Annotated in this window: 22 protein-coding genes and 1 pseudogene; 3 read left to right on the forward strand and 20 right to left on the reverse strand. The window is 56.6% G+C overall.

Annotation, left to right across the window (positions count from 1 at the left end; all coding sequences use genetic code 11):
- Positions 1-135: integrase core domain-containing protein (locus IOC61_RS00245; RefSeq protein WP_195686902.1), on the forward strand; the 135-nt coding region annotated here is incomplete at its 5' end.
- On the opposite strand, the gene IOC61_RS00250 is transcribed toward IOC61_RS00245, so the two are convergent.
- From IOC61_RS00250 to IOC61_RS00340, 19 genes and pseudogenes are all read right to left on the reverse strand, one after another.
- Entirely contained in the window at positions 75-374 is a 300-nt protein-coding gene (locus IOC61_RS00250) for a hypothetical protein (RefSeq protein ID WP_195686903.1), read from the reverse strand. The genes IOC61_RS00245 and IOC61_RS00250 overlap by 61 nt on opposite strands.
- 152 nt (positions 375-526) lie before the next feature.
- Positions 527-688, reverse strand: a complete 162-nt coding sequence (locus tag IOC61_RS00255) for a hypothetical protein (RefSeq protein WP_195686904.1) — start codon at positions 686-688, stop codon at positions 527-529.
- 75 nt (positions 689-763) lie between these two features.
- The gene (locus tag IOC61_RS00260) at positions 764-1,561 is read right to left on the reverse strand and encodes an IS3 family transposase (protein ID WP_229332828.1); all 798 of its coding nucleotides are present in this window, start codon (positions 1,559-1,561) and stop codon (positions 764-766) included.
- A 17-nt stretch (positions 1,562-1,578) separates the two neighbouring features.
- On the reverse strand, positions 1,579-1,890 hold the full coding sequence (locus IOC61_RS00265; RefSeq protein ID WP_195686906.1) for a DUF1153 domain-containing protein: 312 nt from the start codon (positions 1,888-1,890) through the stop codon (positions 1,579-1,581).
- A gap of 56 nt (positions 1,891-1,946) precedes the next feature.
- Positions 1,947-2,270: pseudogene (locus IOC61_RS17920) on the reverse strand (IS1634 family transposase); the annotation flags it as partial.
- 110 nt (positions 2,271-2,380) lie between these two features.
- Positions 2,381-4,105 (reverse strand): hypothetical protein, encoded by a 1,725-nt coding sequence (locus IOC61_RS00275; protein ID WP_195686908.1) that lies wholly within the window; start codon positions 4,103-4,105, stop codon positions 2,381-2,383.
- A 27-nt stretch (positions 4,106-4,132) separates the two neighbouring features.
- Positions 4,133-4,957, reverse strand: coding sequence for a hypothetical protein (locus IOC61_RS00280; protein ID WP_195686909.1), 825 nt, complete (start codon positions 4,955-4,957; stop codon positions 4,133-4,135).
- A 10-nt stretch (positions 4,958-4,967) separates the two neighbouring features.
- Entirely contained in the window at positions 4,968-5,732 is a 765-nt protein-coding gene (locus IOC61_RS00285; protein WP_195686910.1) for a sulfotransferase, read from the reverse strand.
- A gap of 31 nt (positions 5,733-5,763) precedes the next feature.
- The gene (locus tag IOC61_RS00290) at positions 5,764-7,470 is read right to left on the reverse strand and encodes a heparinase II/III domain-containing protein (protein ID WP_195686911.1); all 1,707 of its coding nucleotides are present in this window, start codon (positions 7,468-7,470) and stop codon (positions 5,764-5,766) included.
- Positions 7,471-7,489: 19 nt separating this feature from the next.
- Positions 7,490-9,676: a glycosyltransferase gene (locus IOC61_RS00295; protein WP_195686912.1), complete on the reverse strand. Its 2,187-nt coding sequence runs from the start codon at positions 9,674-9,676 to the stop codon at positions 7,490-7,492.
- The gene (locus IOC61_RS00300; protein ID WP_195686913.1) at positions 9,673-12,804 is read right to left on the reverse strand and encodes a glycosyltransferase; all 3,132 of its coding nucleotides are present in this window, start codon (positions 12,802-12,804) and stop codon (positions 9,673-9,675) included. The genes IOC61_RS00295 and IOC61_RS00300 overlap by 4 nt, the downstream gene beginning before the upstream one ends.
- A gap of 114 nt (positions 12,805-12,918) precedes the next feature.
- Positions 12,919-14,199: a UDP-N-acetyl-D-mannosamine dehydrogenase gene (gene wecC, locus IOC61_RS00305; protein WP_195686914.1), complete on the reverse strand. Its 1,281-nt coding sequence runs from the start codon at positions 14,197-14,199 to the stop codon at positions 12,919-12,921.
- Positions 14,200-14,371: 172 nt separating this feature from the next.
- On the reverse strand, positions 14,372-15,490 hold the full coding sequence (gene wecB, locus IOC61_RS00310; protein WP_229332829.1) for a non-hydrolyzing UDP-N-acetylglucosamine 2-epimerase: 1,119 nt from the start codon (positions 15,488-15,490) through the stop codon (positions 14,372-14,374).
- Positions 15,491-15,532: 42 nt separating this feature from the next.
- Positions 15,533-15,988, reverse strand: a complete 456-nt coding sequence (locus IOC61_RS00315) for a hypothetical protein (RefSeq protein ID WP_195686915.1) — start codon at positions 15,986-15,988, stop codon at positions 15,533-15,535.
- Positions 15,989-16,231: 243 nt separating this feature from the next.
- Positions 16,232-17,314 carry a chain-length determining protein gene (locus tag IOC61_RS00320; RefSeq protein ID WP_195686916.1) on the reverse strand — a complete coding sequence of 361 codons (1,083 nt, stop codon included), beginning with the start codon at positions 17,312-17,314 and terminating at the stop codon, positions 16,232-16,234.
- 49 nt (positions 17,315-17,363) lie between these two features.
- Entirely contained in the window at positions 17,364-18,362 is a 999-nt protein-coding gene (locus IOC61_RS00325; protein ID WP_195686917.1) for an ATP-binding cassette domain-containing protein, read from the reverse strand.
- Positions 18,363-18,539: 177 nt separating this feature from the next.
- The gene (locus IOC61_RS00330; RefSeq protein WP_195686918.1) at positions 18,540-19,346 is read right to left on the reverse strand and encodes an ABC transporter permease; all 807 of its coding nucleotides are present in this window, start codon (positions 19,344-19,346) and stop codon (positions 18,540-18,542) included.
- Between the two features lie 60 nt (positions 19,347-19,406).
- Complete coding sequence (locus tag IOC61_RS00335; protein WP_195686919.1) at positions 19,407-21,146, reverse strand: polysaccharide biosynthesis/export family protein; 1,740 nt, start codon at positions 21,144-21,146, stop codon at positions 19,407-19,409.
- Positions 21,146-21,547 (reverse strand): DVU3141 family protein, encoded by a 402-nt coding sequence (locus tag IOC61_RS00340; protein ID WP_195686920.1) that lies wholly within the window; start codon positions 21,545-21,547, stop codon positions 21,146-21,148. Before IOC61_RS00340 ends, IOC61_RS00335 begins: the two co-directional genes overlap by 1 nt.
- 462 nt (positions 21,548-22,009) lie before the next feature.
- Between IOC61_RS00340 and IOC61_RS00345 the strand changes: the two genes are divergently transcribed.
- Both IOC61_RS00345 and rarD read left to right on the forward strand, forming a co-directional pair.
- Positions 22,010-22,600 (forward strand): OmpW/AlkL family protein, encoded by a 591-nt coding sequence (locus IOC61_RS00345; RefSeq protein ID WP_195686921.1) that lies wholly within the window; start codon positions 22,010-22,012, stop codon positions 22,598-22,600.
- Between the two features lie 217 nt (positions 22,601-22,817).
- Positions 22,818-23,741: an EamA family transporter RarD gene (rarD, locus tag IOC61_RS00350; RefSeq protein WP_195686922.1), complete on the forward strand. Its 924-nt coding sequence runs from the start codon at positions 22,818-22,820 to the stop codon at positions 23,739-23,741.
- 158 nt (positions 23,742-23,899) lie between these two features.
- On the opposite strand, the gene IOC61_RS00355 is transcribed toward rarD, so the two are convergent.
- The gene (locus IOC61_RS00355) at positions 23,900-25,174 is read right to left on the reverse strand and encodes an O-acetylhomoserine aminocarboxypropyltransferase/cysteine synthase family protein (RefSeq protein WP_195686923.1); all 1,275 of its coding nucleotides are present in this window, start codon (positions 25,172-25,174) and stop codon (positions 23,900-23,902) included.
- Positions 25,175-25,219 lie beyond the last annotated feature (45 nt).

Here is a 25,219-nt window from a genome sequence, read left to right on the forward strand (position 1 = left end):
AAGGAGCGAGGCCAGCATCTACTCGCCTGGCTCCATCAGTACAACTGGCATCGACCGCATGCCAGCCTGAATTATCAGCCTCCGGTGAGCCGGCTGGGGCTTTCCGTGAACAACCTGGTGGGTTTACACAAGTAGCGGTAACTCTGCGGATGCGACGGTGCCAGGCCGATATACTCGTCCAGGTTGAAGGTGGTCAGCCGTGAGAGGTCTGTCGGGGTCTGCCGCAGCCCCTGCACCAACTCGGCATACACCGGCTCCATGGTGCCGCCCGTGGCCAGGCCCAGCACGGCCTCGGGCTTGGTCTGGATCTTGTCCAGCAGCCGCTGCGCGGTGTACTGAGCCACCTCGTCGACGGTTTTGAATATCTTGTACATGACAAAGGGTCTTGGTGGAGGGTGGGCGTGTGTGACGGCATAAAACGACGATGGCCCGAGCGCCTATGCGCAGGGGCCACCGTGAAAAAGCACATCGAGCCGGCAGGTCATCTCAAAGGCTCTGAGAAACACTGAGCAGGCTGCCATGAGGCTCAGTCCTTGTCCTGCTCTTCCGGCAGGGAGAAATCCAGGCCCAGGGTACGTTCGGGGTGGGTATCATCTGCCACAACCGCCAAGCTGAAATTAAGCCCAGCAAGCAGCGGAGACTCTCTCAGCGAAAAAGATGGCGACTTACCCTCCACCTCTTCGATCATGCGACAGTCGTCGGCATAGATCTCCCGCAGGCGGGCTTCCGTAGCGTTGTAATGACCCCCTGGTTTCTGCACACCCTACGCAGCTAATGCCGGGTGTGCTCGGGGTGCCACATAGCCCAAGGACTGATGTGGCCGCTCTTCGTTGTAGTACCGGATCCAGCGATCGATCACGACCCTGGCTTGGCCCAGCGACTCGAAGCGATGGAGCCAGATGCACTCTTCCTTCAAGGAACGGAAGAAGCGCTCGACGAGCCCGTTCTGCTCAGGGGTATACGGCGTCGTGAACTCCTGCGTCAGCCCATACGCCTTCACCGTGCCCGTATAGTGCCGGCTGCTGAAGACCAGGCCGTTGTCGGAACGTAGTGCCAGCGGTTGCTGAACGCGTCCCAGTGCTCCCAGCCGATAGATCAGCGCTTCCTCCAACGCCGCCTCCGCGGTCTTGCTGCTGCCATTGTCTGATAATCGCCAGCCGAGGATCTCACGCGTACAACAATCGATGATCACCGCCAGGCTGGCCCGCCGATCCTTGCCGCACCACACGTGCGTGAGATCTGTCGCCCAGCGCTCATCGGGTCGTGATGCGACGGACGGTAGGCTCCTGGCACGCGGGCGGAAGCCTTGGGGCCGCTTGCGCACCTGCCAGCCCTTCAACTGCAGGATGCGTTGTATTGGCTTGCGGTTCTCACCCAAAACGCACGCCAGCCGGCGATAGCCATAGGTGGGGAAACGCTCCAGGGCCAGCTTCACCCGTACCGCCAGATCGTCGTTGATGACACGCTGCCGCGGCTTGGGCCGGTAATACAGGCTTCGCCGGGGGAACCCAAGCCATCGGCAGAGCTTAACGAGCGATACCACATGACCTTCCTCGGCCATTTCCGCCTGCAGCGACCTTACGAGTTCTCGTCCTCGTCGAGTAGGCGGCGCCACTTTTTTAGTGCGTAGATTTGCAGATGGGCCTCGCCCAGTGCCTCCTTGGTTTCTCGGAGCTCGGACTCGTACTGATCACGGATATCCTTGGGACGGGCCTTGAACCCGTTTTCCATGCTGCGCTGGGCCTCATCGATCCAGCCCTCCACCTCGGAGACGGTGAGATCGTGTTGGCGGGCCAACTCGGCGGCCGTAGTCTTGCCCTTGAAGATATCCATGACCACGGCGGCTTTGCGCTTAGCAGTCCAGCGTTTGACGGTGGGTTCGTTGCTCATCTCATCCTCCTGATTGCTGCACTATAGCCTGTGCAGCTGTGGAGGGGGTCACTTCAGATCTGCTCAGGCTCATGATCGGCCATGTTGGTGACCAGCAGCAGCTTGCCGTCCATCATCCTGGCGCGATCAAGGGCCCGTTGATCGAGCACGTAGTTGAACGTCTCGGCGGTCAGGTCGACCTTGAGAATATGGCCGAGGTGAGCGTCAGTGACGGCCTTGTAGAACCTGGCTGTCACGCCGGGATCGGAGAGCTTTCTGCCGCGATAGCGGTGTCCGGCATCCTGGTTAACCAGCTTCTCGAACCACTGGCGCGCATCGGCCTGTAGCGCCTCAATCTTCTGATCGCGTGCGGTTGTCTGAACCTTGGCGACTTCCGGCCGGCGGAGTCTGCCAGCAAAGGATAACTCCTATAGCTCATTTGATCATACGGGACCCTACACCTATAGCTCATTTGATCATCCGCGACCCTACATTAGGGTTTTAAATTAAACTAAAGCTCGTAATGACGAACCACCGGGAATTCACTCCTTCCAAAAGGTGGAACAACCGATGAAACTTTAGAAAGAACAGTTAAAGAAACACGATCTTTTCTTCTCATTTTATTCTTTATATAGCTTATCAACTTATCTGAGACATCTAACTCATCTGAGACTTTTTCCAGAGCGTTATCCACATACTCTATTGCATAGTCATAAAAAGGCTGTTCATGATTGTCACGCAAGTTTAATTTTTCTGCCTTTTCCTTTCTCTTTGTATCTCCTGCAATTAATTTACTGATTTCTCTTTCTGGAAACAAGCCATCAACTTCGGAATCGCCTGTGTACGGATAATCGCTTAAATTTTGGCGGCTTAACTTTATTATATCGCCATGCAAAATCCTTAACTCATGATTTTTATAAGGCAAGCATCTAGATGCTTTTAGAAAGTTAATATCCGCAAACGGGAGAAATATATTTGTTTTTTGAGAAAGCTTTTGCCGGTGCTTACCTGAGTGAAAGACATTCCTATTCAGCATAAACAAACTATCAAGCTTTTGCTGTATTGTTGCACCGTCCAACTGTAGAAATTTACTTACAAAAAACTCTTTCGATCTTCCATGCTGGGAAGGAGCGCGACTTGGATTAACAATAGTATCAAACATCAAGCAAGCATCATCTTCGACACTAACTTTAGAGTTTCCAAACGTAGCTTTTTTTGATAAACTGGAAAAATACTTAGTAGCACGTAGCATTTCCCCACTTCCACCCCAGATTTGATTCACCTGTGACAAATTCACAGAAATACTAGCATTCGCAGAGTAGCCTTGAAAGTATGCATTTGATTTCCAAGACTCCATCAATTGATGATAAAAATTATTATTTAAGTAATATTTAACCAATGGCAAATTTTTATTAAGTTTTAAATTTTCTTTCTCTGCTATATAACAGGAGATTTTATAGTCATCAGAAAGCACATCCTTTTCAACCCCTGGCCTATTTTCTCCAAACTTAGGTATGGAAGTTTGACAAGAAAAGCTTTCTTTACCCAGGCTCTTTAAGGCTAAAGCCAAGCAGACACGAGAGTCTTTACCTCCGGAAAGATAAAGCTCAGTATCGCTGCCATTATTGCTCACTGTACTATACAAATTTTCACAAACCTGTTGCACCCCTTTCTCCAAAAAGAAAAGGTACGAGCTATAATCATCAAAGTGGCATAAATCATTTTGTCGAGACAATGACACAGTGCCATTCTTGTAAATTATAGAATGAAAAGGCTGCAGCAACTTTATTCGACTATCTGAAGTATGGTCACTAAAGTTATTTGAAAACACATTGTGTTGTGACGCCAAGATTGGATACCAAGCATCATAATCCAACTTGCCACTTCCACTAATCCTAGGCAAAGCTTCTCTTAAAGATAAAAAGTCATTTGAAAGAAGCAAGAAGCTCTCATTCCAAGAATTAAAAACAGAGTAGTATAGCGTATAATAACCAATAGGATCAGTTTTTATCTCATAACCCCCATCCATTAATTTTTTTGCTATCAAGTACTCCCCGTAATCTTTTCCATTTCGACTAGGAGCCACTTTTAAATTATCAAAAAAATGGCAGTTATATTCTTTTCCATTAATCACTCCGTCAACAAAAATGGAACCACTAACACGGCTGGGCGGCAAGTTGTCTCGCCGAAGCTTTAATACAAAACTAGCCTTCCCGGGAAAAGATGATGCATTCATAGTTTGTAATGCCCCCCTGGTTTCTGCTCATCCCTCGTCACTTAAGAACGGCAATAGATCATGAGAATATTTCTCAAAAAAATTCTCGCAATAATTAATCAAGTCGCTTTTTAAAATATTCTCTTTTAGCTTTTCGTCTAGAACTTCCTCTCTTCGCCCTCCAAACACATTGAAAGTCGAATTATTATTAACAAACATGTCCTCATTAACGAATTCAGAGCTGCCTGCTCTCAACCCAACATTGTTAACAACATTGTTTTGGAACCACACCAACTTGCTTTTAGATGATGAAAACTCATCTAAATTTAATATGTGAGGTTCAAAAACTTGGGAGCCCTCCATTACCTCAAGCGACTTCAACTGCTCTATACTTTCTTTTATAAATGCATCAATAGAAAGAGCTTCACCCCTTTTCTTTGAGGTCATATTAGACCTAGACAAGTAGACTTGATCAAGACGCCGGGAGCAGAAGAAGAAAGGGATTCTCTTTCCATCAAAAGGGTTAAATTGCGGTTTAAATACTCTCTCCAAATTCTTTAAACGAATTTCTATTGTAGGGCATTTAAAGCCAACAACATCATTGATCATATTGGACATGCTAAAAGGAGAATTCCCACCACGCCCTGTGCCAACAATAGCATTCAGTCCAGTCAACCACCTGTGCTTGACATATTCATTTTTTAAACCAAGCTCTTTGTGAGCGCTATCGTTAAGCTGCAGCCAGTTTGACAGTGGCGGGAGAGCTGCTCGATGGACTTCACCTCGTATATCTACACCAGGCATTAAATTTAAAGCGTCTGCGTAAGAGCGTGTTCCTGAACGAGGAAACCCACCTATAATAACAATCATCACCCTGCCTCACTTAAAACAACATATCAGATTTAATTTTTTTGTATTCAGGGCAACCATCTATCATTGCCAACTCTTCATCAGAAAGCTCAGCAATAGGCGAGTCATCCTTCGTCATGCTGCGTACTTTTTGCATTGTATTTTGGGGACCCAAAGCATTAATTTTTTCAATTAACGCTTTGTCACAACCAACCTCTAGCGAATTGAATATATTTTTATAGAAACTGAAAAGTTCAGAGCTTTCATAATGGTCAACATTGACCACAAAGACCCTTTCTGGAGACTTCTCCTGAATTATAGCCAAAGCACGGTAACTGTTTTTATAGTTTTCAAAAAGTTCATCAAAAGGAAGCTGACTCCACTGGATGTTTTTTAAGTTTTTAATGCTTCTTAAAACATCATGCGCATTACGAGCGCAGTAAACATAAATTGGCTTATTGACTGAAAAGATCTCTTCATATAGCTCATAATGATGCTCAGCCCTTGGCGTTTTATTGCCAACCACCCGTGAGCTTTGTGACTTATCAATTTGCTTCAAGCTTGAGCGCATCAGCCAATAGTTTTTTACCAAAAACTCTTTTCTGAGCGGTATTGAGTCCGGGTCAACTCTTTTTTTCATAAAAGACGATATTTGCTGGTTAGCAAGATTGTTTAGCATGCCAACATTTTGAAACTCGTCTGTAATGCAGATTTCAGGATGCAAGTCCAGCACATTGGCGCACATGCGCGTACCACTTCTCGGATTCCCAAAAATGATCACTGGCGGGGTATTTAACATACTAAATTCACCTTAAGTTCAACCAACTTTACTAAAAAGAAATTTCGGCTTTCAGCTGAGCCAAGTCGATTTTTTTAAAATCACCAGAAAAAATGTACCTGATTGACAGGCCATCAATGCCGTCAATCTCGAAGGCAGGCTCTTCCTTACCTCCCAACTTTATAACAGTAAAAAAGCATGAAGACGATGTTTCAAACACAGCTCTCTTGCTATCCACTTTAGTGTCGAATTTTTCTGCGTAAAAGCAAGGCTCCAACGAAACACCTGGAATACTGCTTTCTTGCTCGGTGAATCGATGCTGGGTGATTTCGCATACTTGAAATCCGGCCTGATCAGTCAGACTCACTGAGCCGCTTCCAATCTCCGCATTTAGGCTTGGATCGAGATGAAACACTTGCTGCAAGGGCTTGCTTGCGGAGTTAGCAGCATCATATATCAAGAAAACATTTGGTTTTAGCCAAACAATGAGACGTTCGATGTCAACGCCTTCGTAGTCAGCAATATAGGCTAACGACACCTCTAGCGCTTCAGTTTTCTTGTAACCAGAAATCCTAGACTCACTCAAGTTAGATGTGTAGGATTTCCCTGATCCCGCCAGCCCAATTTTCTGAATAATTTGGCTCTGCCCTTTAGGGCTGACTGTATTGTGGGATGACGATCTTTTAATCTCCATGGAATCTTCTGAGCTTTCATAGTTCAAAAAACCAGGATCAATGAAGATATCTTGACCTTTATAGTAAAGGTTGAATGCGCCATTATCGGCATGCTTGTGAACATGCGTTTTATACCCACACCCAAAGTGGGCCCATACACTATCATCAGAGCTTCTGAAAATGACTTGGTTAGAGTCTGGGAAGATTTTCGACGACAGGCCTTTAGATGGTTTAAACATCACCCCCGCATGGGTATCGCCGATGGCCGGAACTGAGCCATCGGGTCGTGTGATGTGGTTAGCATATTCAGAGGCTTTTGTTAGTGAATTCGACGCTTTTAGGTGAAGAGGTTTATCCAATGAGGATAAAGGTTGTACTATCTTGCCAAGAAACCCTAGCATCCAAAAATGGTAGCCTGGGCTGTTTTCTACATGTACGCCATCTTCAGTGAGGTCTCTTGTAATGGAGTACTTCAGACGGGTTACCAAGCTCTCTTTAAGATGAGCGGGGTATTCAAGCTCTATACCTTCCAATGTGTTAAGCAGCCCCAGCAAGGCTAAGTCCATCATAAGGCCGTGGTTGTAATGGCTATAGTTACTAATATCGGCCAAATATTCGCCATTTTTAAGCAACACTGATAAAACTTCTGAAGGAATTTCTTTTCTCGAATTCCTTAAACCACACACCAGATAGCAAAGTGCCTGAGTTCTATTTGAGACCGCGTGGTCGCCAAACAGTATTTTCAGCCTTTTCTTGTTTATTTTTTTATCGCTCTTCACCTCCCACTCAATAAAGCTGAGAGCAAGACTCAATGCTTCATCTAAGTAGCGAGGATCTTCCGTGGACTCATAGGCGTTGAGAAGGTATGCAACAGGGTAAAGCGCATAAACATAAAGCGCATAGGTGGAGGGAGAGGAATCAAATTTCATCTCCCAAAGCTCTGACAGGCTCTCAACTTTTACGTTGCTAAGCTTGGGAAAAACCCTGACATCGCCAACCAATATATTGTTTGCAATATCTTTTGTTTCGCTATTTACGGGCGTCAGCCGAAGTATCTTTTCTGATTTAAAAAAATCAATCGCCACTTATAAATTCCTTAAGCATTTAAACCAGAAAACCAACAACGTTATTAATATTTCTGGATTTAGTAAATCTCTTGGCTGCGAAGCGCTTAGTTTCATTAGTTACTGTAATGTTTTCATCTAGCACTGACTGAAAGGCATCTTCAACCGACCGAAACACGCACTGGCTAGGATAAATGGCTCTCGCACCCGCCCAGTTAAGGACAATAGGCGAACTCCCTGAAGCCATTCCCTCAGCCACCGCCAGGTGAAAGCTCTCATGATCACTAACAGAAAGTACCCACCCGATCTTCGTTAGCCATGCATCGATAGGGCCGAAACCTTCAAAGATGACATTATCTTGCCAGCCATTGTCCTTGATGCGCTGGTACTGCTGTTGGTAGTAGGCCATTTCATCCGCTTTGACCTTGGAATGCATCCAAGGGTAGTCTTCTGGGCGCTTACCCTTCACAAAAAGCTTGTAGCGTTTGTCTTTGGCATACAGCTTTTCGAAGATATCTAGCGCCCTATCAAGGCGCTTTGACTGCGGCACATCACCAATCATGCCCAGGTGGAATTCTGAGCCCGGAAGTTTAGGCTTATCCAGCAGCTCCGTATCCACCATATTGAAGATCATCTTGCACTTCTCTCTTTGCAGAGAGAACTCGGCGATCATCAGCTCAAAGTAGTACGGAGATACGAAGATATAGTGGTCAATATTGTCATGCAGACACTGATCGAGATGGCGTGTTCTTAACTCCTGGGCATGAACTCGCGTGACGAGTTTTTGCCCAGCCTTTTTATGCCGTGAGTACCACACCGCATTCCCCAGTCCCCACTCACAGAAGATGGTGTCAGCCTGGTTGAGCAGGCAGTGGCTCTGCTCCTCATCGTGCTTGCTGTGGCCCTGCCACTGGTCCACCAGCAACTCCAGGTCGTCGCGCTGCTCGATGGCCTCCATGATGAACTTGGCAAACTTGAGGTCGTGGCCGGCGATCAGGATCTTTTTCTTGTCCTGAGGGAAGCTCAGCGCCTGACGCGCTCGCTCGGCGGTTTGGTAGTGGGAGTAGCGCTCGACTTCTTCGCTATTGATCGTCAGGCGGCCCTGAATGGCCGCCCACATGGCATCGGCAATTCCGTCGATGTCCTCCTCGGTAAGCGAGGCGCCGCCCAGCTGGGCGAGCATATCCGGCACGCAGCCATGGGCCATGGTCACCGCCAGCACCGGCTTCTTGGCGCCGAGGTAATCGGCCAGCTTACCGGGGTAGAAGGGAGTGTCACGCAGGCCCTGATCGCTGAAATCGGCATCGCGCAGTAGCAGGCAGTCCGCCTGGGTCATGACCGCCAGGCTCTCCAGGTAGCTGACGGTGCCCTTGAAGCTGGCAATGCCCTCCAGGCCATAATCGGCAGCGGCCTGTATGTAGCGGTCGTTGGCGCCGTAAAACTCCAGGGTAAAACGCCCCTTAAGCTCCGGGTGCTTCTCCAGCAGGCGCTGGGCACCGCGCATGAAAGGCTCAGAGGTGCGCTTAAACTTGTAGAGCATGCCCACGTGCATAAAGCGGAAGACAGGCCCCTCCCTTTCTGACTGGCCAACGGCCTGGGCCGGCGTGGCCTGGCGGGGGTACATGCGCTCATCGAAGCAGTGCGGCAGTACGAAGAACTTGCTGCTGTCCACCGGCAGAGCCTGGCTTTCACTGACGATGGCCTGCTGATGGGGATTGGTGACGATGATGCGGTCAGCCTGCTTCAGCACCTCGGTTTCGATTCGGCTATCTTCCTCCAGCATGGGGAAGCGGTAAGATTCGTTGAACGGGTTGGCCGCAATGGGGTCACCGAAGGATGCCACCCAGCGCATCTCGGGGTTGGCCTTCTTGATCGCCATGGCGCCCAAATGCGAGGCGATTTCGTGGGAGTGGGAGATCATCACGCGGTAGTGGTTGTGATCCTTCAGGCGTCGATAGAAGTCCAGCACCTTCCCCACGTAATGGGCGCGGGCCTCGGGGTCACGGGCGTCTTCCGTGGGCACCTCAATTTCATAGCGGTTGAAGCGGCTGGCCGCATAGCGGAACATCCCTTCGTTGTCGGGCTTGTCGGCACGGTTGATCTGCAGCACATCGTACTCATAGCCGGTGTCCTTCAAGCGCTTGAAGAGATTGAAGGCCGAGGAGCTCTTGTAGGGTGGGAAGTGCCAGGAGACCACCAGCACCTTCTTGGGGGTCGATTGGCTCATGCGCTCACCTCCATCCGGTGGGTGGCAGGCGTCTGAGCCGCGTTCGGCTCCCAGGCACTCCAGTAGAGGAAGTCCTCCAGCGCCTCGGCGGGTAGTGGCTGGCTTACGTCGTGCTTGAGGACGCGATCATGGCCGTAGTAGTCGCGCTCGTCGGTATAGAACTCATGGGCGAGACGCATGGCGTAGGTCACGGTGTCGTTGGATTGGTTAAGGAACTGATAGGCGGTGTCGAAGTTTTCCAGCTCGATGAAGAGCTGCTTGTTCTGGGCGGTCTGGGCGTCGAACAGCTGCTTGGCTCGCTGGATATCGGCTTCGCTGCTGGCCGTTACCGCCAGGGTGGCCTTGGGCAGGGCGACCTCGACCTCCATGCCTAGCAATTGGCATAGCGCTTGGATGCGGTGGCCGTAGGTGTGTTCTCGCATCACGGCACGCACACCGCGGCGGGCCAGCGCCTGATAAGCTTGGGACGAGGCTTCCAGTGCCCTCAACTGCTCGGCGATGCTCTGTTCACCGGGCATGATCACCACATCGCCGAACAGCTGGCGTACCCCCACGGAGTCATTGCTGATCACCGGCGTCCCAGAGGCCAGCGACTCGTAGACGCGACGGGCGAACATGGTGGCGGAGTCCTGCACCGAGTTCATGTTGACCTGGTACTTGTAGCCCTTGTGGGCCTTCCAGACCTCGTCTGGCGGCAAGTTGCCGACGATATTGCCCTGATAGTGATCGGGGAAGGCGAACTTCTCGATGCCCTGCTGGTAGTTGCGGTCGAAGATGTCGTACGCCACCCCGGCCATCTCCAGCTGCCCCATCACGTCGTTGAAGTCGTCACAGCGCTTGGGCTTGTCGCCGTAGTAGGAGCCGGCGAACACGGCCTTCTGCAGCCTGGGGATGACCGGTTCGGGGTTGTGCACCTTGGGCTGGGCGCCGAAGGAGAGCGGATGGGCCTCGATGCCGAAGTCTTCCTTGTAGCGGGGCACCATGTTGACGTCGGTGGTAATCGCCAGGTCGAAGAGCTTGGCGATCGGCCCGAACTTGTCGTAGTGGGGCGGGTCCTCCTTGTTCCAGAACACGGTGGGGATCCCCTGCTGCTTGCAGTAGCGCAGCAGACCGCTGAGCTTCTTTCCCCCGCCGCTGCCCTTGGTGATCGTGCCCCAGTTGCCGTCGTTGCCCTTCCAGCAGCTCTCCACCAGCAGGAAATCCGGCGGATTCTGCTCCAGCTGCGCCTGCCAGGCTTCCTGGGTCACCTTGATTAGCGTGACCTCATGGGAGAGGCACTCGGCGGTAAACTCGTCGAGCACACAGGCCACGGTCAGATCCGAGGTGAGCCGCTTCTGGCCGGGGTCATGCACGATGGCGTCGGGCAGCGGTTGACGCTGCAACAGCTGACGCTTGCGCTCCTTCTCGGCGGCTTCGCTGTAGCAACGCCCCTGGATGCAGAGTTCGACCTGCTCGTCGTCTTTGATGCCCAGGGTGCCCACGGAAAGCGACACACTGGCCACGTCCTCCGGCAGCGTCAGCTTGAAGACTTCCTTGGCGGTGTCATCGACGCTCTTGCTGTTGGCATTCAGATAGCGGAAGTGCTGCTTGAAGGCCGCGGCTACCCCGATACCGGGAATGCTCGCTTTCTTGTTGCCGTCCTTGTCCAGGAAGTCGAACAGCAGCACCGCCTTGCGGGTCGTGGCCGCACTCTTAAGCCGGTAGACCACCGCCGCCGAGAGCTCCAGCGTTGCTCCAGGCACCGGCACCTTGATGATGTACGCAACGGTTTTCTTGCTATTGCCGTTAAGCGTTAAACGCTTCGGGGCGATCTCGACAAGTGCCGCGGCGGGCTCCACTTCTGCCGCCGGCATTACCGCTGTGTTCTGAACCGCCGCACTCCCCTCCCCCTTCAGCGCCCTTACCATCGGCTCGGTATGCATGGCGAACAACAGTTCGGAATTCGGCTTCGGTGCAGGCACCTTCAGTGACCCCTGAAGAGCTGTAGCCAGGCTTGTGGCATTCTCTGCTTCAAACGTCACCACGCCATCATGCTTGTCGGCGTATTCTTTAAGCGGGGCAATGTTTGATACCACCAGGCGCTTGCCGTAGGCCAAGGCTTCGGCGGCTTTTAGCGGCGGCACGCGTTCACATACCGGCAGTTTCCTGCGCGGAATGACCACAGCATCCAGCAGTGCGTAGTAGTCGGCTACCTGGTCATGGGGCACACGCCCGACCTGAATCAGCCAGGGTTTATCGGCAAGCGCCTTGCTTGCTCCAGCGGTCTGCGTTACCGGCTGGTCGTCGCCCACCAGCAACAGCTTGAGCTTTTCACCCTGCTCTACCCGCTGCTGGCAGGCTGCCACCAAGGTATCCAGCCCTTCATAGGCGCTGAAGCTGCCTATATAGCCCACTACCTTGTCGCCTTCTTGAATGCCCAGCTTCTGCTTCAGGGCCGGGTCGGCAACCTTGCTCTTAGGTAATTCCGTGACACCGTTGGGGACGATCTCAACCCTGGATGGGTCCACATCGCGGCGTGCCAGCTCATCCTTCATCGACTGATTAAGTGTAAAGATCTTGAGTGCCTGGCGAGCCACAAAGACGTCGCGCTCGTATTCGGCCTTGTACGCCAGAGTGTTGGCGTAGCCGGGTTCTCGCGCCTCTCGCGTGAGCTCCCAGAAGCCGCGCACCTCGTTGTAGAACGGCAGGCCCAGGCGCTTGGCGGCGACCCAGGCCGGCAGCCCTACAATGTGATTGGATGCCACCAGCACGGCCGCCGGGCGGTATACCCGGAATAGCTCGACCAGGCGAGCCACGCTGGACTTCAGGTGCTCTTGTTCATTGGCCGGTGCTTGATCCCCGGGCCAGCGGCTATGCAGGTAGCGCACGCCTTCTACCTTGACTTCGGGCGCGATAGCGCGCGACTCCACGCCTAACTCCCATGGGCGCCCGGGGCGCACGAAGCACAGGGTTTCCAGGCCTTGCTGATTGAGCGCCTGGGCGATGCCCTGGGTGCGCACGGCGTAGCCGTTGCTGGCGTAGCTTTGGCCATGGCTGACTACATACGCAACACGCCCCCGAACGGAGGCGAATAGGGGCGTGGAGGGTTGCGCGGCGAGTTGGGTGGCGAGGTGAAGAAGGTCGTCCATGGATGTCCGGTTTGCAGAGTAAAGGTGCAATAGATACAGGCCGCGAGCGCCAGCGGCGCCAGTCCCGCGATACATCGAAACGCCCGATAAATCGGGCTCCTACGATTGGGGGCGTTATCCGAGGAGGCCGACGGCGTCGATGACGCTTTGCTTGGCGCGCACGGCGTCGGCCTGCTTGATGAAGGACTTGTGCTTGACAAGCACGCAGACCACATCGGCCTGGGCCAGGGCTTCCTCCAGGCTGGCCAACTCGACGTTGTGGCCGCTTAGAGTCTTGGGCAGAGCATCGACATTGGGCTCCACCACCTGCACGCGGCAGCCGAGGCCGGCGATCTGTTGAGCGATACCCAGGGCGGGGCTTTCGCGCAGGTCATCGATATCCGGCTTGAAGGCGATGCCGAGGCAGGCCACAGTCAGGTCGCTGCGGCGCGCCTGAGGGTATTCACGGTGGTAACCCTCTAGTGCCGTGTTGACGCGGCCAAGCACCCACTGGGGCTTGTTATCGTTCACTTCGCGGGCGGTGCGGATAAGCCTGGCCTGCTCCGGGCAGGCACCGACGATAAACCATGGGTCCACGGCGATGCAGTGGCCGCCTACCCCGGCACCGGGTGTCAGGATATTGACGCGCGGGTGACGATTGGCCAGGGCGATCAACTCCCACACATTGATATCCAGTTCGTGGGCGATGGTAGAGAGCTCGTTGGCGAAGGCGATATTCACATCGCGAAAGCTGTTCTCGGTAAGCTTGGCCATCTCGGCCGTACGGGCCGTTGTGGGTATGCACTCCCCTTCCACCACAATGCGGTAAAGCGAACAGGCGACTTCGGCGCACTTGGGGGTCATGCCACCGATCACGCGGTCATTTTCCACTAGCTCACGTACCACATGACCGGGCAAAACCCGCTCGGGGCAGTGGGCGATACGGATATCCGAGGCTTCCCCATGGGTCTGGGGAAAGGTCAAGTCCGGGCGCGCTTCCGCCAGCCAGCCGGCCATCTGCTCGGTGGCACCTACCGGGCTGGTGGACTCCAGCACCACCAGGTTGCCAGGCTGCAGCACCGGGGCAATATTGCGAGCCGCGGCCTGGATGTAACTCAGGTCGGCCCTGTGATTCTGGCCGTTATCATCGGTGTGGAAGGGAGTGGGTACCGCCACCATAAAGGCGTCGGCGGGCTTCGGCGTGGTAGTGGCACGCAGATAGCCCTCGCTCACGGCGGCATGCACCACCATATCCAGCTCGGGCTCGACGATATGGATTTCGCCGCGATTGATGGTATCAACAGCCTTCTGGTTGATATCAACGCCGATCACATTCTTGCGGCGCGAGGCGAAAACGGCAGCGGTGGGCAGGCCGATATAGCCTAGCCCGATCATGGAGATAGTGTTAAAGGTCATCAGGATTCCGGTGGTGTTAGGTGACAATCGCCCGATAAATCGGGCTCCTACGACATGGGTGGCCACCTGATCCGTAGGAGCCGAATTTATTCGGCGATGAGGGTGGCACCGCAGGCGCCTGTCGGCGCCAATCGCCCGATAAATCGGGCTCCTACGATATGTGCGGGGCGAGTCAGCGTGAAGCCAGGGCGTCGCGAATGCGCTGGCAAGCCTTGCCGTCACCGTAAGGGTTGTGAGCGTAGCTCATGGCATCGTAGGCGGCCTGGTCGGTGAGCAGGCGGGTCAGCTCGCCGGTGATGGTGCTTACATTGGTGCCGACCAGCTTGACGGTACCGGCTTCCACGGCCTCGGGGCGCTCGGTGGTATCACGCATCACCAGAACCGGCTTACCCAGGCTCGGCGCCTCTTCCTGAATGCCGCCGGAGTCGGTCAGGATGATATGCGCACGGTTCATCAGATAGACGAAAGGCAGATAGTCCTGGGGCTCAATCAGGTGAATATTGTCGATATCGGCCAACAGACGGTTGACCGGCTCACGAACATTGGGATTCAGATGCATCGGGTAGAGAATCTGGGTATCCGGATGCGCCTTGGCAGTGATGGCTAGCGCCTGACAGATGCGCTCGAAGCCCTCGCCGAAGCTTTCGCGACGGTGCCCAGTGACCAGCACCAGCCGCTTGCTGTCGTCGAGCATCGGGAAGCGAGCGCCCAGCTCGGCGGCCAGCGCCTCGTCGCGCTCCAGCTTAGCGGTCACCTCGAGCAGGGCATCCACCACGGTATTGCCGGTCACGTGAACGGTCTGCGGCGCCACCCCCTCCTCCAGGAGGTTACTGCGGGAGGTGTCGGTCGGAGCAAAGTGTATCGCGGCGAGTGTCCCGGTAAGCTTCCGATTCCCCTCCTCCGGCCACGGTGAATAGAGGTTGCCGGTGCGCAATCCCGCTTCAACATGTCCCACTGGAATCTGCTGATAATAGGCAGCCAGGGTAGCGGCAAAGGTCGTTGCTGTATCACCGTGGACCAGCACGATATCCGGTTGAAACTCGCTCAGTATGCTCTTCATGCCCTGCAGGATTCCGGTGGTGACATCGTTGAGGTCCTGGCCGGGCTTCATCAGGTCGAGATCATACTCTGGGGTCAGCTCGAACAGGCCAAGTACCTGATCCAGCATCTCGCGGTGCTGGGCGGTCACACAGACGCGCGCATCGAAGCGTTCGTCATCGGCCAGCTGAAGGGCGAGAGGGGCCATCTTGATGGCTTCGGGGCGAGTACCAAACACGGTAAGGACTTTCATAATCTTCCCTGGGTGATCTGAAACAACAGTGGTTCGTGCCTATCACAGGTCCTGCAGGCGAAACTCCAGCTCGCGACTACGGTTGTAGTAGTGCTCGAGTAGCTGCTGGGTGTGGGCAAGCTGGCGCTCCGTGCGCTCAGCGGGGTCGTCGGGCATCGCCTCAGGCGTAGGTACTGGAGGTGTATCCGCGGGCAACAAGTCTGATGTCGCCATGGCGACACAGCCAACTTCATTGACCGGCTGGGCCTTGCGCCCCTCCTGCTGGCCATGACGGAGATAATGCAGAAGCGGATTGATACCGGCCCTGCGAACATCCGGGTACTGACTGAGGTAAGCCGGCGTGGAAAATGCCGGGCCAGGGCTGCGGTTCATCCGCCAGCCGTATTTCAGGAAGTGCCGCGCCGGGGGCAGGTTCAGCACACTCACATCGGGATAGCGTTCGAGGTACCAGTCGGCATCAAACAACTCTGAGGATTCGAGAAGCTCTAGGTTGGTCATGGCTGTATATGCTGAAAGGTGAGTGAGGAGTAGGAGCGCGATTTACCGCACGATTGATATGTGGCGACACAGACCATTGCCAGATAAATCCGGCTCCTACGATATTCGGGTGATCCAGCCCCGGTTGTACCAGGCGTTGGAGGGCGATGTATCGGTGGTACACCATTTCGGCGATGATGCCTGCATCGCGGGTAGCTATCGGCGCCAATCGCCCAATAAACCGGGCTCCTACAGCGGCTTGTTTCAGTCACGGTGGTCGCGGATGATCAGGATCATCATGCTCGCGATCAATGACAGGAAAAGGACAATGATCGCGAAGACAGTGGCGTTATAGAGCCGGTCTGGCTTGGTGGGGTATTCCGGGAATAGCGGGCTTTGCAGCACGCTGACTTGTTTAAGCTTGCGGGCGGCTTCCAGCCGGGTGTTCTCCAGGGCGGCCAGGGCGCTGGAGTAGGTCTCCTGGGCGAACTGGGCCTTGAGCTCGAGGGTTTCATACTGGGAGGAGATGCGATTGAGCGACTCGCCGGTGGCCTGGGCCAGGCGGTCTCGCTGTAGCTCGATCTGCTCGCGCAGGGCGTCGATCTCGGCCTGCACGCGTCGCATATCGGAGGATTGCGCACTCTGGTAACTGGAGAGCGCCTTGCGCTGGGCCTGGATACGTGCCAACTCCCCCTCTAGGGTGGCGACGACCTGGTTGATGCTCTCGACGGTGCTGGTGGGTGACACCAACCCTTCCCGGTTCTGAAAGGCAAGCAGTTCGGCGCGAGCCTCGTCGAGACGATCCTCCAGGCGTTGCAGCTGCTCTTCCAGAAATTCAACCTGCTCGAAGGCGAGGCGCTGGCCCATCTCGTTCATATGCGCCTCGCCGGCTTCCAGCAGCAGCTGAACCATCCGATGGGCAAACTCTGGCGTATAGGCCTGCACCTCAACATTTAGCACGCCGGCATACTCGTCCATCTCCACCGTCACGCGTCGCAGATAGTACTTGTGGAGATCCTCGATGGGTGCTTCGGCGTCGCCTAGGCGAGCGAAGAGATCACCGTTCTCGCTATAGTGCTGACGAAAGTCCATTTCACCCTGCACCTGCTTGAGCATATCCACCGAGAGCAGGTACTCGCGCAGCAACAGCAGACCCTTGTCGCCCGAGCCGCCGGTCAGTATGGAGGAGAAGCTGATATCGGGCTGAGCGATCTGCGGACTCTCCAATACCACGGTGGCGCGAGAGAGGTAGCGGTCCTCAGCCCAGATAAACCAGTAGAAGCTGACCAGCAGGATGGCGAGCAGGGCCGCGGCCCAGTGAGGCTGGGTTTTGATGAAGTGTTTCATGGAATACGCTGTAAGCCGTTAAGGCGTAGGAGCGCGATTTATCGCGCTCCTACGAGTTGGGTTTGCCATCATTCTTTGGCGGCTGAAGTTGCATCACCCTGCGCCGGGCCTTATGCAGCCGTGCACGTGCTGAACGGAATTCGTCGCCGTATGGCTTGCGTTCATGGGGCGGTAACTCATCAGCCTTGGCCTGTTCGAAGGCGGCCTTGGCGACATCGAATTCGGCCTTTATCTCACGCAGCTGCTTGCGTGCCTGAGGCAGGGTCAGGCCTTCGGGGATCTCGACCTCGGCCTGATTGCCCTGTGCCGTAGGCTTAGCTGCCGTCGGCTTAGGCTTGGATGTAGCGGCAGGCTTTTCGGGAGCGATGCCATTGGCCTTGCGGGCGGCATCGGTCTCTTCGTGGTAGGCGGCGATGGCATCGTTGATATCGTCATACCAGGTGGCGTGCCCATCCTTGAGATAGACACCGGCCTGGCAAAGATCCTTGAGGATGCCTTCACTGTGGCTGACCATCACGATGCTGGCCTGTCCGACCTTATCCTTGAACGCCTTGGTGGCCTTGGCCTTGAAGGCGCGGTCGCCCACCGAGGTGGCCTCGTCGGAGAGGTAGACGTCGAAGTCGAAGGCCAGCGAAAGGCCGAAGTTGAGGCGGGCGCGCATGCCGCTGGAGTAGGTCTTGATGGGCTCATCGAAGGCGTCACCGATCTCGGCGAAGGCCTCCACCTTGTCAATGATATCGTCGACGTTATAGCGACCACCATGGACACGAGCCACGAACTTGACGTTCTGGCGTCCACTCATGCTGCCCTGAAAACCACCTGACAGGCCAATGGGCCAGGAGACCCGACTATGGCGATGGATCTCGCCGCGGTCAGGGGTATCCATGCCAGCAATCAGCTTGAGCAGTGTCGACTTGCCCGCGCCATTGCGACCCAACAGGCCAACGCTGACGCCGGTAGGGATGGTGAGGTTGATATCCTCCAGCACCCAGTCGTAGACCTTCCGCTGGCGGTGATAGCGCTTGTAGAGGCCGGAGATTTGGATCATGGCTGATGTCGGAATCGTGAGTGGTGAATGGTGGCACCGCAGGCGCCAATCGCTCGATAAATCGGGCTCCTACGATGTAGAGGCTCCGGGGTACCGTATCGCCGATATGTCGGACCACGGACAAATCCGGCTCCTACGGCGTAAAGCGTATGGCTTACAGCAGCGGACGAAGTCCGCTTACTTCGCCTTGAGCTTCTCCTTGAATCGGACATGCATCAGCAGCCCAAGCGTGAGGGTAATCAGGGTAAACATCCAGAAGTAGCTGGTACTGGTACCGTGCACCACTTGGTAGCCTTCGAAGAAGCCGAGACGCAGCAGTTCGAGGCCATGCACGATGGGGTTGTACATCAGATACTCGAGCAGCCAATGAGGTAATTGGTTAAGCGGAAAGATCACACCAGACAGGATCAGCAGCGGCATGTTGGCCATGCGTACCACGGTGCCAACTTCGGGCACCAGGGTACCGGCCACCGAGGTGATCAACCCAAGGCCCAGACCCAGGCACCACATCGAGACCCACCAAAACATGGCCAGCAAGGCATTGTCGGGGTTCATGTCGACACCGAGCATCAAGCCGCCGGCCACGAAGATCAGAAAGATAAAGGTGCGCAGCATGCCCTCGAGGAAGTGCCGAACCAGCACCGGGTCGAAGGGTTGCACCTGGCGATAGGCGAACAGCGCACTGTTGGCGTTTACCGCGCCCAGACCGCGCATCATGCCCTCGCGTACCAGGAAGAAGCCCATCAGGCCGATGATCATCCAGGGGATAAAGTCGGCATTGACGATAAAGCGATCCACGCCACGCAAATAGACCCGCACGCCGATCATGATCAGCGTGAAGGCCAGCGGTTCGAAGATCATCCAGAACCAGCCCATACGGTCGGCCATGGTGCGCGAGACCGCTTCGCGCATAAACATGGCATACCAGACGCTGCGCGTGACCTGCCAGGGGGTGCGGCGGGTAGTGTTGGGGGGTTGTGGCATATTAGAGAGAGCCATCGCCGGATAAATCCGGCTCCTACGAATGTGGCGGGCGGAGCCCGCTTACAGGTCGAGTGCTACCTTGGTGGCCACAGCGATCTGATAGAGGATCTGGGTGATCGATTTGCCGAGCTCGATATTGCTGGTCGGAGCGCGAGGCAATACCAGAATTTCATCTCCCGGGCGGAGACGGGCGTCACCGGCATCCACTACGGCGCCATTGCGGTGGGCGACCAGCACTTCACCCTTATCGGCGCGGTCGGTGAAACCGCCAGCCTGCTCAATGTAGTCGTTAGCCGACATGCCAGGGGTAAACACTACGGCCTGTGGCATCACCACTTCACCACTCAGCAGGATGGCGTCGTTGGTTTCCGGGATGGTGATCACATCGCCATCCTGCAGTCGCACATCGACGATGCCACTCCCGGCACGAGCAACCACCAGCCGGCCGGTAGGTTCTACCTCAGCGGCCTTGTCCACGAAACGCTCGATCAGCTCGGCCTGGCGAACCTGAATCTCGCCCTCCGCGGCGGTACGGGCGGGAAAGCCCAGGTAGGTCGTCTCAAGACGACTCAAGCTCTTCTGCAGCGCCTCTTTCTGTTGCTCGGCAACACCTTTCCTCTTGATCGAGATGTCCTGCAGGCTGCTCATCTCCTTGGGCACGGCCACGGCATCGAGCAGTTCGCCGAGCCGTGCATCCCGGGGGAGTGCATAGCGCGACGGCCCATAGAAGCTGCCTTCCACCTCCACCACGATGGTCTCATCACGCTGATCGGCGCTAAACAGTACTTCATCGCCGCTATGGACCGGGCGGGTATGGAACTCGTCCAGAGTCATGTACTCGGCCATCGGGCCGTCGCTGCGATTACCGCGCAATAGCACATGGGAGACACCGCTCTGCTGACGGGCCAGACGAGCGATCTCGGCCCCGTTGAGTTGCTGGCCGGTCAGCTCATAGCGGTACTCTCGCTTGACATCACCCACTACCGCAATCGAGGGACCGCGCTCCTCGACCACGATGGTGTCGCCGTCGCGGAACTGCGGGCGAGGTATCCGGCCATTGAGCAGGAAGTCGTAGAGGTCAACACGGGCCACAGTCTGGCTACCGCGCATTACCCGAATATCGCGATAGCTACCCAGCTCGTTGTCGATGCCGCCGGCCTGATCGAGGAAGAACAGCATCGAATCGCTGGGCGTGCCGGCATAACGACCGGGATTTTCCACATAGCCGGTCACGAAAACCCCGACCGGCTGCACGCCCTGCAGATTGGTATAGACCTGAACATCATCGGGATATACCGAGCGAATGGCGCCACGCACGCGGGCATCCAGCTGTCCGCCGCTCAGCCCTTGCACGCTCAGCGGGCCAATGGTGGGAATAAATATGTTGCCCTGGGCGTCGACGACAATCTGTTGGTCAAGCTCCACCGCCCCCCAGACGCGCAGGGTGACCTGATCGCCGGGCTTGATGCGATAGTCGGGGTTCAGTCCGTCGGCCATGGTACCGCGGAAGCCGCCCTCGAACAGGTTGGCACCGAAGGGAGGCAGCGACTCCATCTCGGCCTTGGGTGGCTGTTGGGCGTTGCCCCGTGGCCCGCCACCATAGTGAACACTGCTCCAGTCGGCGCGAGGGGTATCATCGATCTGCTGGCGCTGTTCGCCCTGATGCTGTTCGCTCTGGCCCTGCCCTCCCTCGACGCTGGAGCCACTCGACAGCAGATTGGCCTGCGCACCAGCCATCAGCGGTGTGCCCAGCAAGGCCAGGCCGGCCAGTAAGGCCCGAGTGTTCGTCATCATTGGCATTAGCGGGCTCCTCCGGTACGTACCTCGGTGACCAGGCGCTTGGCCTCCCAGGCGCCGACGCTCTCACAGGCAACCCGGGGGGTGATCCGGCCACGCGGGGTCTCGATCCGCATCTTCCGGCATACGCGTCCACTGGCGGCGAAGTAAGGTGCCTCCACATGGACCATCGCATTGGGGCCCCAGGGGCTCTGTGGCAGCTCGGTCACTGCACCGGGGGGAGCCTGTTCGAGAAAGCCGCTCAAGTTGGCATCAAGGGACTTGCCCGGGTTAGCGCCAGCCATGATCGGACCACTGCTCTGCTGGCCAGCAGGCAGAGCGCAACCGCTCAAGGCGGCCAGCAGGCTCACGGCGACCAGCCATCGTGCGATGCCGCCGGTGTGGGAGGGTGCTGGTAGTGACATGGTGAATCCTTGTGATCTGGTGGCCAGCCGCCAGCGGCCTGGCATCGACTAGGTGCCCATGGGGGCTTTCGGTGCGTGACAGCTGGGTGCTTCGGTTAAAGGCAGGAGGGGGTGCGTCAGGCACGCTACCGCCCTGGGATTGAGGTTCCGGGCATTTCCCTTGCCCTGCATGTCAGCATCTCTGTCCCTTCGGCGGCGCATCCTGCACCACCGGTTCATCAATAAGGGTTTTTTAAACGCCGCACATTCTACGTAATACCGCCACTCCCGACCACTACCCCATTCGGCTTATTTGCCTTATTTGCCCTATTCGCCACCCCCGCTTCCCGTTGGTTTTGGTAAAGAGAGCCAAGATACTGGCAAACATGAACACTGTTTCTTATAATGCGTGTGTCATGATAAAGGGATTTATAAACCCTCCCTTATTTTTTCTGCCATAGGGTCACCTATCCAGGAGGTAACATGCGCAAGACCACAATGACGCTCGCAGTCGCCGCTTCTACCGTTTTCGCCAGCCAGGCGGTCATGGCTTACCAGGCGGGCGATGTTTATGTGCGCGGCAGCTTCGAGAAGGCCGAAGTCACCACCGACAACATCTCCGACGAGAATGCCTTTTATCTCTCGGGCGGCTACCTGTTCCACGACAAGATGGGTGTCGAGCTGGGCGTGGGCGAGAGCGTCGAGCACGACTTCTTCGGCCTGGCGGGCAATGACCTGGGCACCATGGAGCGCATGCCGGTCAACCTGCTGGTCAACTACTACCCGCTGGGCGGCATCGAGGAGGCTCGCGTACAACCGTTCGTCGGCCTGGGTGTCAACTACACCCGTTACTCCAGCATTGACGAAGTCGCTCCGTACGATATCGATATCGATGACGATTACGGCGTGGTGGGCCAGGTGGGTGTTGACCTGACGCTGACCAGTAACCTGAGCGCCACCGGCTACGCGCGCTGGGCCGACGTGGATGCCGAAGTCGACAACCACGGCCAGAGCATCGGCAAGGTCAAGGTAGACCCGGTCACCGTCGGCGCTGGCCTGACCTACCGCTTCTAACGCTCGCGCGTCACTTCGCAACTAGCGCTGATCGATAGTTGGCCGGGCTCCATTACGGGGGCCCGGCTTTTTGCCGTCAGTTTGGCCCTTAGTCGCGCCAGATACTCCATCCTAGGTTCGACACGCCACCCTCATTCGGCACGCCTTCAGGTGGGCCCATGGTACAGCGCTCACTAGCCTGCTAAGTTTAACCCACCGCTACCCTCTGAGACCCCACATGCTCGACACACCCTCCACATCCGCCAATCGCGAGGCCCGCCGGGGCGTCATGTTCGGCCTGGCCGCCTACAGCATGTGGGGCTGCTTCCCGCTGTTCTTCGCCCTGTTCGAGGGAGTACCCGCCTACGAGATCCTGATCCACCGGGTGCTGTGGTCCTGCCTGTTTCTGGTTGGCCTGGTAACGCTGCTCGGGCGCTGGGCTCCGATCCGCAAGGCGCTCGGCCAACCACGGCGGCTGGGGCGAGTGCTGGGCTGTGCCCTGCTGATCGGACTCAACTGGGGACTCTATATCTACGCGGTGGAGACCCGCCAGGTGCTGCAAGCCAGCCTCGGCTACTTCATGACGCCGCTGGTCAACGTAGCGCTGGGCATGCTGGTACTGCGCGAGACCATGCACCGGCCGCAGGCGGTGGCCGTGGCTATAGCCACAGTCGCGATCCTGACCCAGCTGATCATGCTGGGTGAACTGCCCTGGATCAGCCTGGCCCTTGCCTTCTCCTTCGGCACCTATGGGCTGCTTCGCAAGCAGGTGCCCCTGGATGGCCTCTCGGGGCTGTTCGTGGAGACCCTGCTGCTGCTGCCCCTGGGGCTGATCGCCCTGGGCTGGCTGACCCAGGCCGAACTCTCCCACTTCCTGGAGGGTAGCCGGGTCACCCTGCTGCTGATCGCCAGCGGGGTGATCACCGCCCTGCCGCTGCTCGCCTTCGCCGGGGCCGCCAGGCGGCTGCGCCTGGCTACCCTGGGCTTTCTGATGTATATCAACCCCACCATCCAGTTCCTGATCGCCCTGCTGGTGTTCGGCGAGCCGCTGAGCGGCGTGCAGCTGGCCACCTTCGTGATGATCTGGATGGGACTCGCCCTCTACACCTGGTCGGCATGGCAAGGCCGGCCGCGGGAGGCCCCGCAGCCGGCGAGGCAATAGCTCCCTCCAGGGGCGCTGGGGATAAGCCGAAGAGGAGGTCCTACGCCAGGGAAGGCGTCGGTAGCGTACAGGGAAGTATTCACAGCGCCTCCTCGTCGGTCCGGCGTCCCGGGGCTTGTCGCCAGATCAGCCCCGGGAGACAGGGCTAACTGTCCAGGCTAGGCCTGGCTGGCCGTCAGGGCCTGGTCGAGGTCGGCGATGATGTCGTCGATATGCTCGATGCCGATGGAGAGGCGCACCATGTCCGCGGTTACCCCCGCCTTGGCGAGTTCCTCGTCATTGAGCTGGCGATGGGTGGTCGCCGCCGGGATCGAGGAACAGGTCTTGGCGTCGCCGATATTGACCAGACGCAGCACCAGGTTCAGCGCATCATAGAAGCGCGCCCCGGCTTCGCGGCCGCCCTTGATGCCGAAGCTGAGGATGCCGGAGGCATGGCCATCCATGTACTTCCTGGCCAGGGCGTGATCCTTGTGGTTCTCGAGACCGGCATACTGCACCCAGGTCACGGCATCGTGGCCCTGCAGATACTCGGCGACGCGCTGAGCGTTGGCACAGATGCGCTCGATACGCAGGCTCAGGGTCTCGAGGCCTTGCAGCAGCTGCCAGGCGGCCTGGGCGGAGAGCGCCGCCCCCATGTTACGCAGAGGCACCACGCGGGCACGGCCGATAAAGGCCGCCTCGCCCAGGTCGCGGGTATAGCAGATCCCATGGTAGGAGGCATCCGGCTCGTTGAGCAGTGGGAAGCGCTCGGCGTTGTCGGCCCAGGGGAACTTGCCGGAGTCCACGATCACCCCACCTACGGTGGTGCCGTGTCCGCCGATATACTTGGTGGCCGAGTGGATCACGATATCGGCGCCGTGCTCGATGGGGCGCCACAGGAAGGGGGTCGCCACGGTGTTGTCGACGATTACCGGCACGCCGTGGCGGTGCGCCACCTCGGCCAGGGCCTCCATATCCACCACGCCACCGGAGGGGTTGCCGACGCTTTCGCAGAACACCGCCTTGGTGCGCGCATCGATCAGCCCCTCGAGGCCGGCCAGGTCATCCTTGTCGGCGAAACGCACCTCGATGCCTTGACGCGGCAGGGTATGGGCGAAGAGGTTGTAGGTACCGCCGTAGAGCTCGCTGATGGAGACGATATTGTCGCCCGCCTCGGCAATGGTCTGGATGGCAGCGGTGACCGCGGCCATGCCGGACGCCATCGCCAGGCCGGCGATACCACCCTCCAGGGCCGCCACGCGCTGCTCGAGCACGCCGCAGGTGGGGTTCATGATCCGCGAGTAGATATTGCCCTCGACCTTGAGATCGAAGAGGTCGGCGGCATGCTGGGCGCTGTCGAAGGCGAACGAGGTGGTCTGGTGGATCGGCACCGCCACCGCGTGCTGGTCGTCGGGGGCGTAGGCGTGGTGAAGGGCAATGGTCTCGCGTTGCATATCATGTCCTTGGGTGTGGTGATGGGTGTGGCAATTAAGGTAAAA

This window comes from Halomonas sp. KAO, from assembly GCF_015595025.1.
Lineage (GTDB): Bacteria > Pseudomonadota > Gammaproteobacteria > Pseudomonadales > Halomonadaceae > Halomonas.

Coding starts and splice junctions, on each gene's coding strand:
- IOC61_RS00250 (WP_195686903.1), bottom strand. CDS start 374: ATGTACAAGATATTCAAAACCGTCGACGAGGTGGCTCAGTACACCGCG.
- IOC61_RS00255 (WP_195686904.1), bottom strand. CDS start 688: ATGATCGAAGAGGTGGAGGGTAAGTCGCCATCTTTTTCGCTGAGAGAG.
- IOC61_RS00260 (WP_229332828.1), bottom strand. CDS start 1,561: ATGGCCGAGGAAGGTCATGTGGTATCGCTCGTTAAGCTCTGCCGATGG.
- IOC61_RS00265 (WP_195686906.1), bottom strand. CDS start 1,890: ATGAGCAACGAACCCACCGTCAAACGCTGGACTGCTAAGCGCAAAGCC.
- IOC61_RS00275 (WP_195686908.1), bottom strand. CDS start 4,105: ATGAATGCATCATCTTTTCCCGGGAAGGCTAGTTTTGTATTAAAGCTT.
- IOC61_RS00285 (WP_195686910.1), bottom strand. CDS start 5,732: ATGTTAAATACCCCGCCAGTGATCATTTTTGGGAATCCGAGAAGTGGT.
- IOC61_RS00295 (WP_195686912.1), bottom strand. CDS start 9,676: ATGAGCCAATCGACCCCCAAGAAGGTGCTGGTGGTCTCCTGGCACTTC.
- IOC61_RS00300 (WP_195686913.1), bottom strand. CDS start 12,804: ATGGACGACCTTCTTCACCTCGCCACCCAACTCGCCGCGCAACCCTCC.
- wecC (WP_195686914.1), bottom strand. CDS start 14,199: ATGACCTTTAACACTATCTCCATGATCGGGCTAGGCTATATCGGCCTG.
- wecB (WP_229332829.1), bottom strand. CDS start 15,490: ATGAAAGTCCTTACCGTGTTTGGTACTCGCCCCGAAGCCATCAAGATG.
- IOC61_RS00315 (WP_195686915.1), bottom strand. CDS start 15,988: ATGACCAACCTAGAGCTTCTCGAATCCTCAGAGTTGTTTGATGCCGAC.
- IOC61_RS00320 (WP_195686916.1), bottom strand. CDS start 17,314: ATGAAACACTTCATCAAAACCCAGCCTCACTGGGCCGCGGCCCTGCTC.
- IOC61_RS00325 (WP_195686917.1), bottom strand. CDS start 18,362: ATGATCCAAATCTCCGGCCTCTACAAGCGCTATCACCGCCAGCGGAAG.
- IOC61_RS00330 (WP_195686918.1), bottom strand. CDS start 19,346: ATGCCACAACCCCCCAACACTACCCGCCGCACCCCCTGGCAGGTCACG.
- IOC61_RS00335 (WP_195686919.1), bottom strand. CDS start 21,146: ATGCCAATGATGACGAACACTCGGGCCTTACTGGCCGGCCTGGCCTTG.
- IOC61_RS00340 (WP_195686920.1), bottom strand. CDS start 21,547: ATGTCACTACCAGCACCCTCCCACACCGGCGGCATCGCACGATGGCTG.
- IOC61_RS00345 (WP_195686921.1), top strand. CDS start 22,010: ATGCGCAAGACCACAATGACGCTCGCAGTCGCCGCTTCTACCGTTTTC.
- rarD (WP_195686922.1), top strand. CDS start 22,818: ATGCTCGACACACCCTCCACATCCGCCAATCGCGAGGCCCGCCGGGGC.
- IOC61_RS00355 (WP_195686923.1), bottom strand. CDS start 25,174: ATGCAACGCGAGACCATTGCCCTTCACCACGCCTACGCCCCCGACGAC.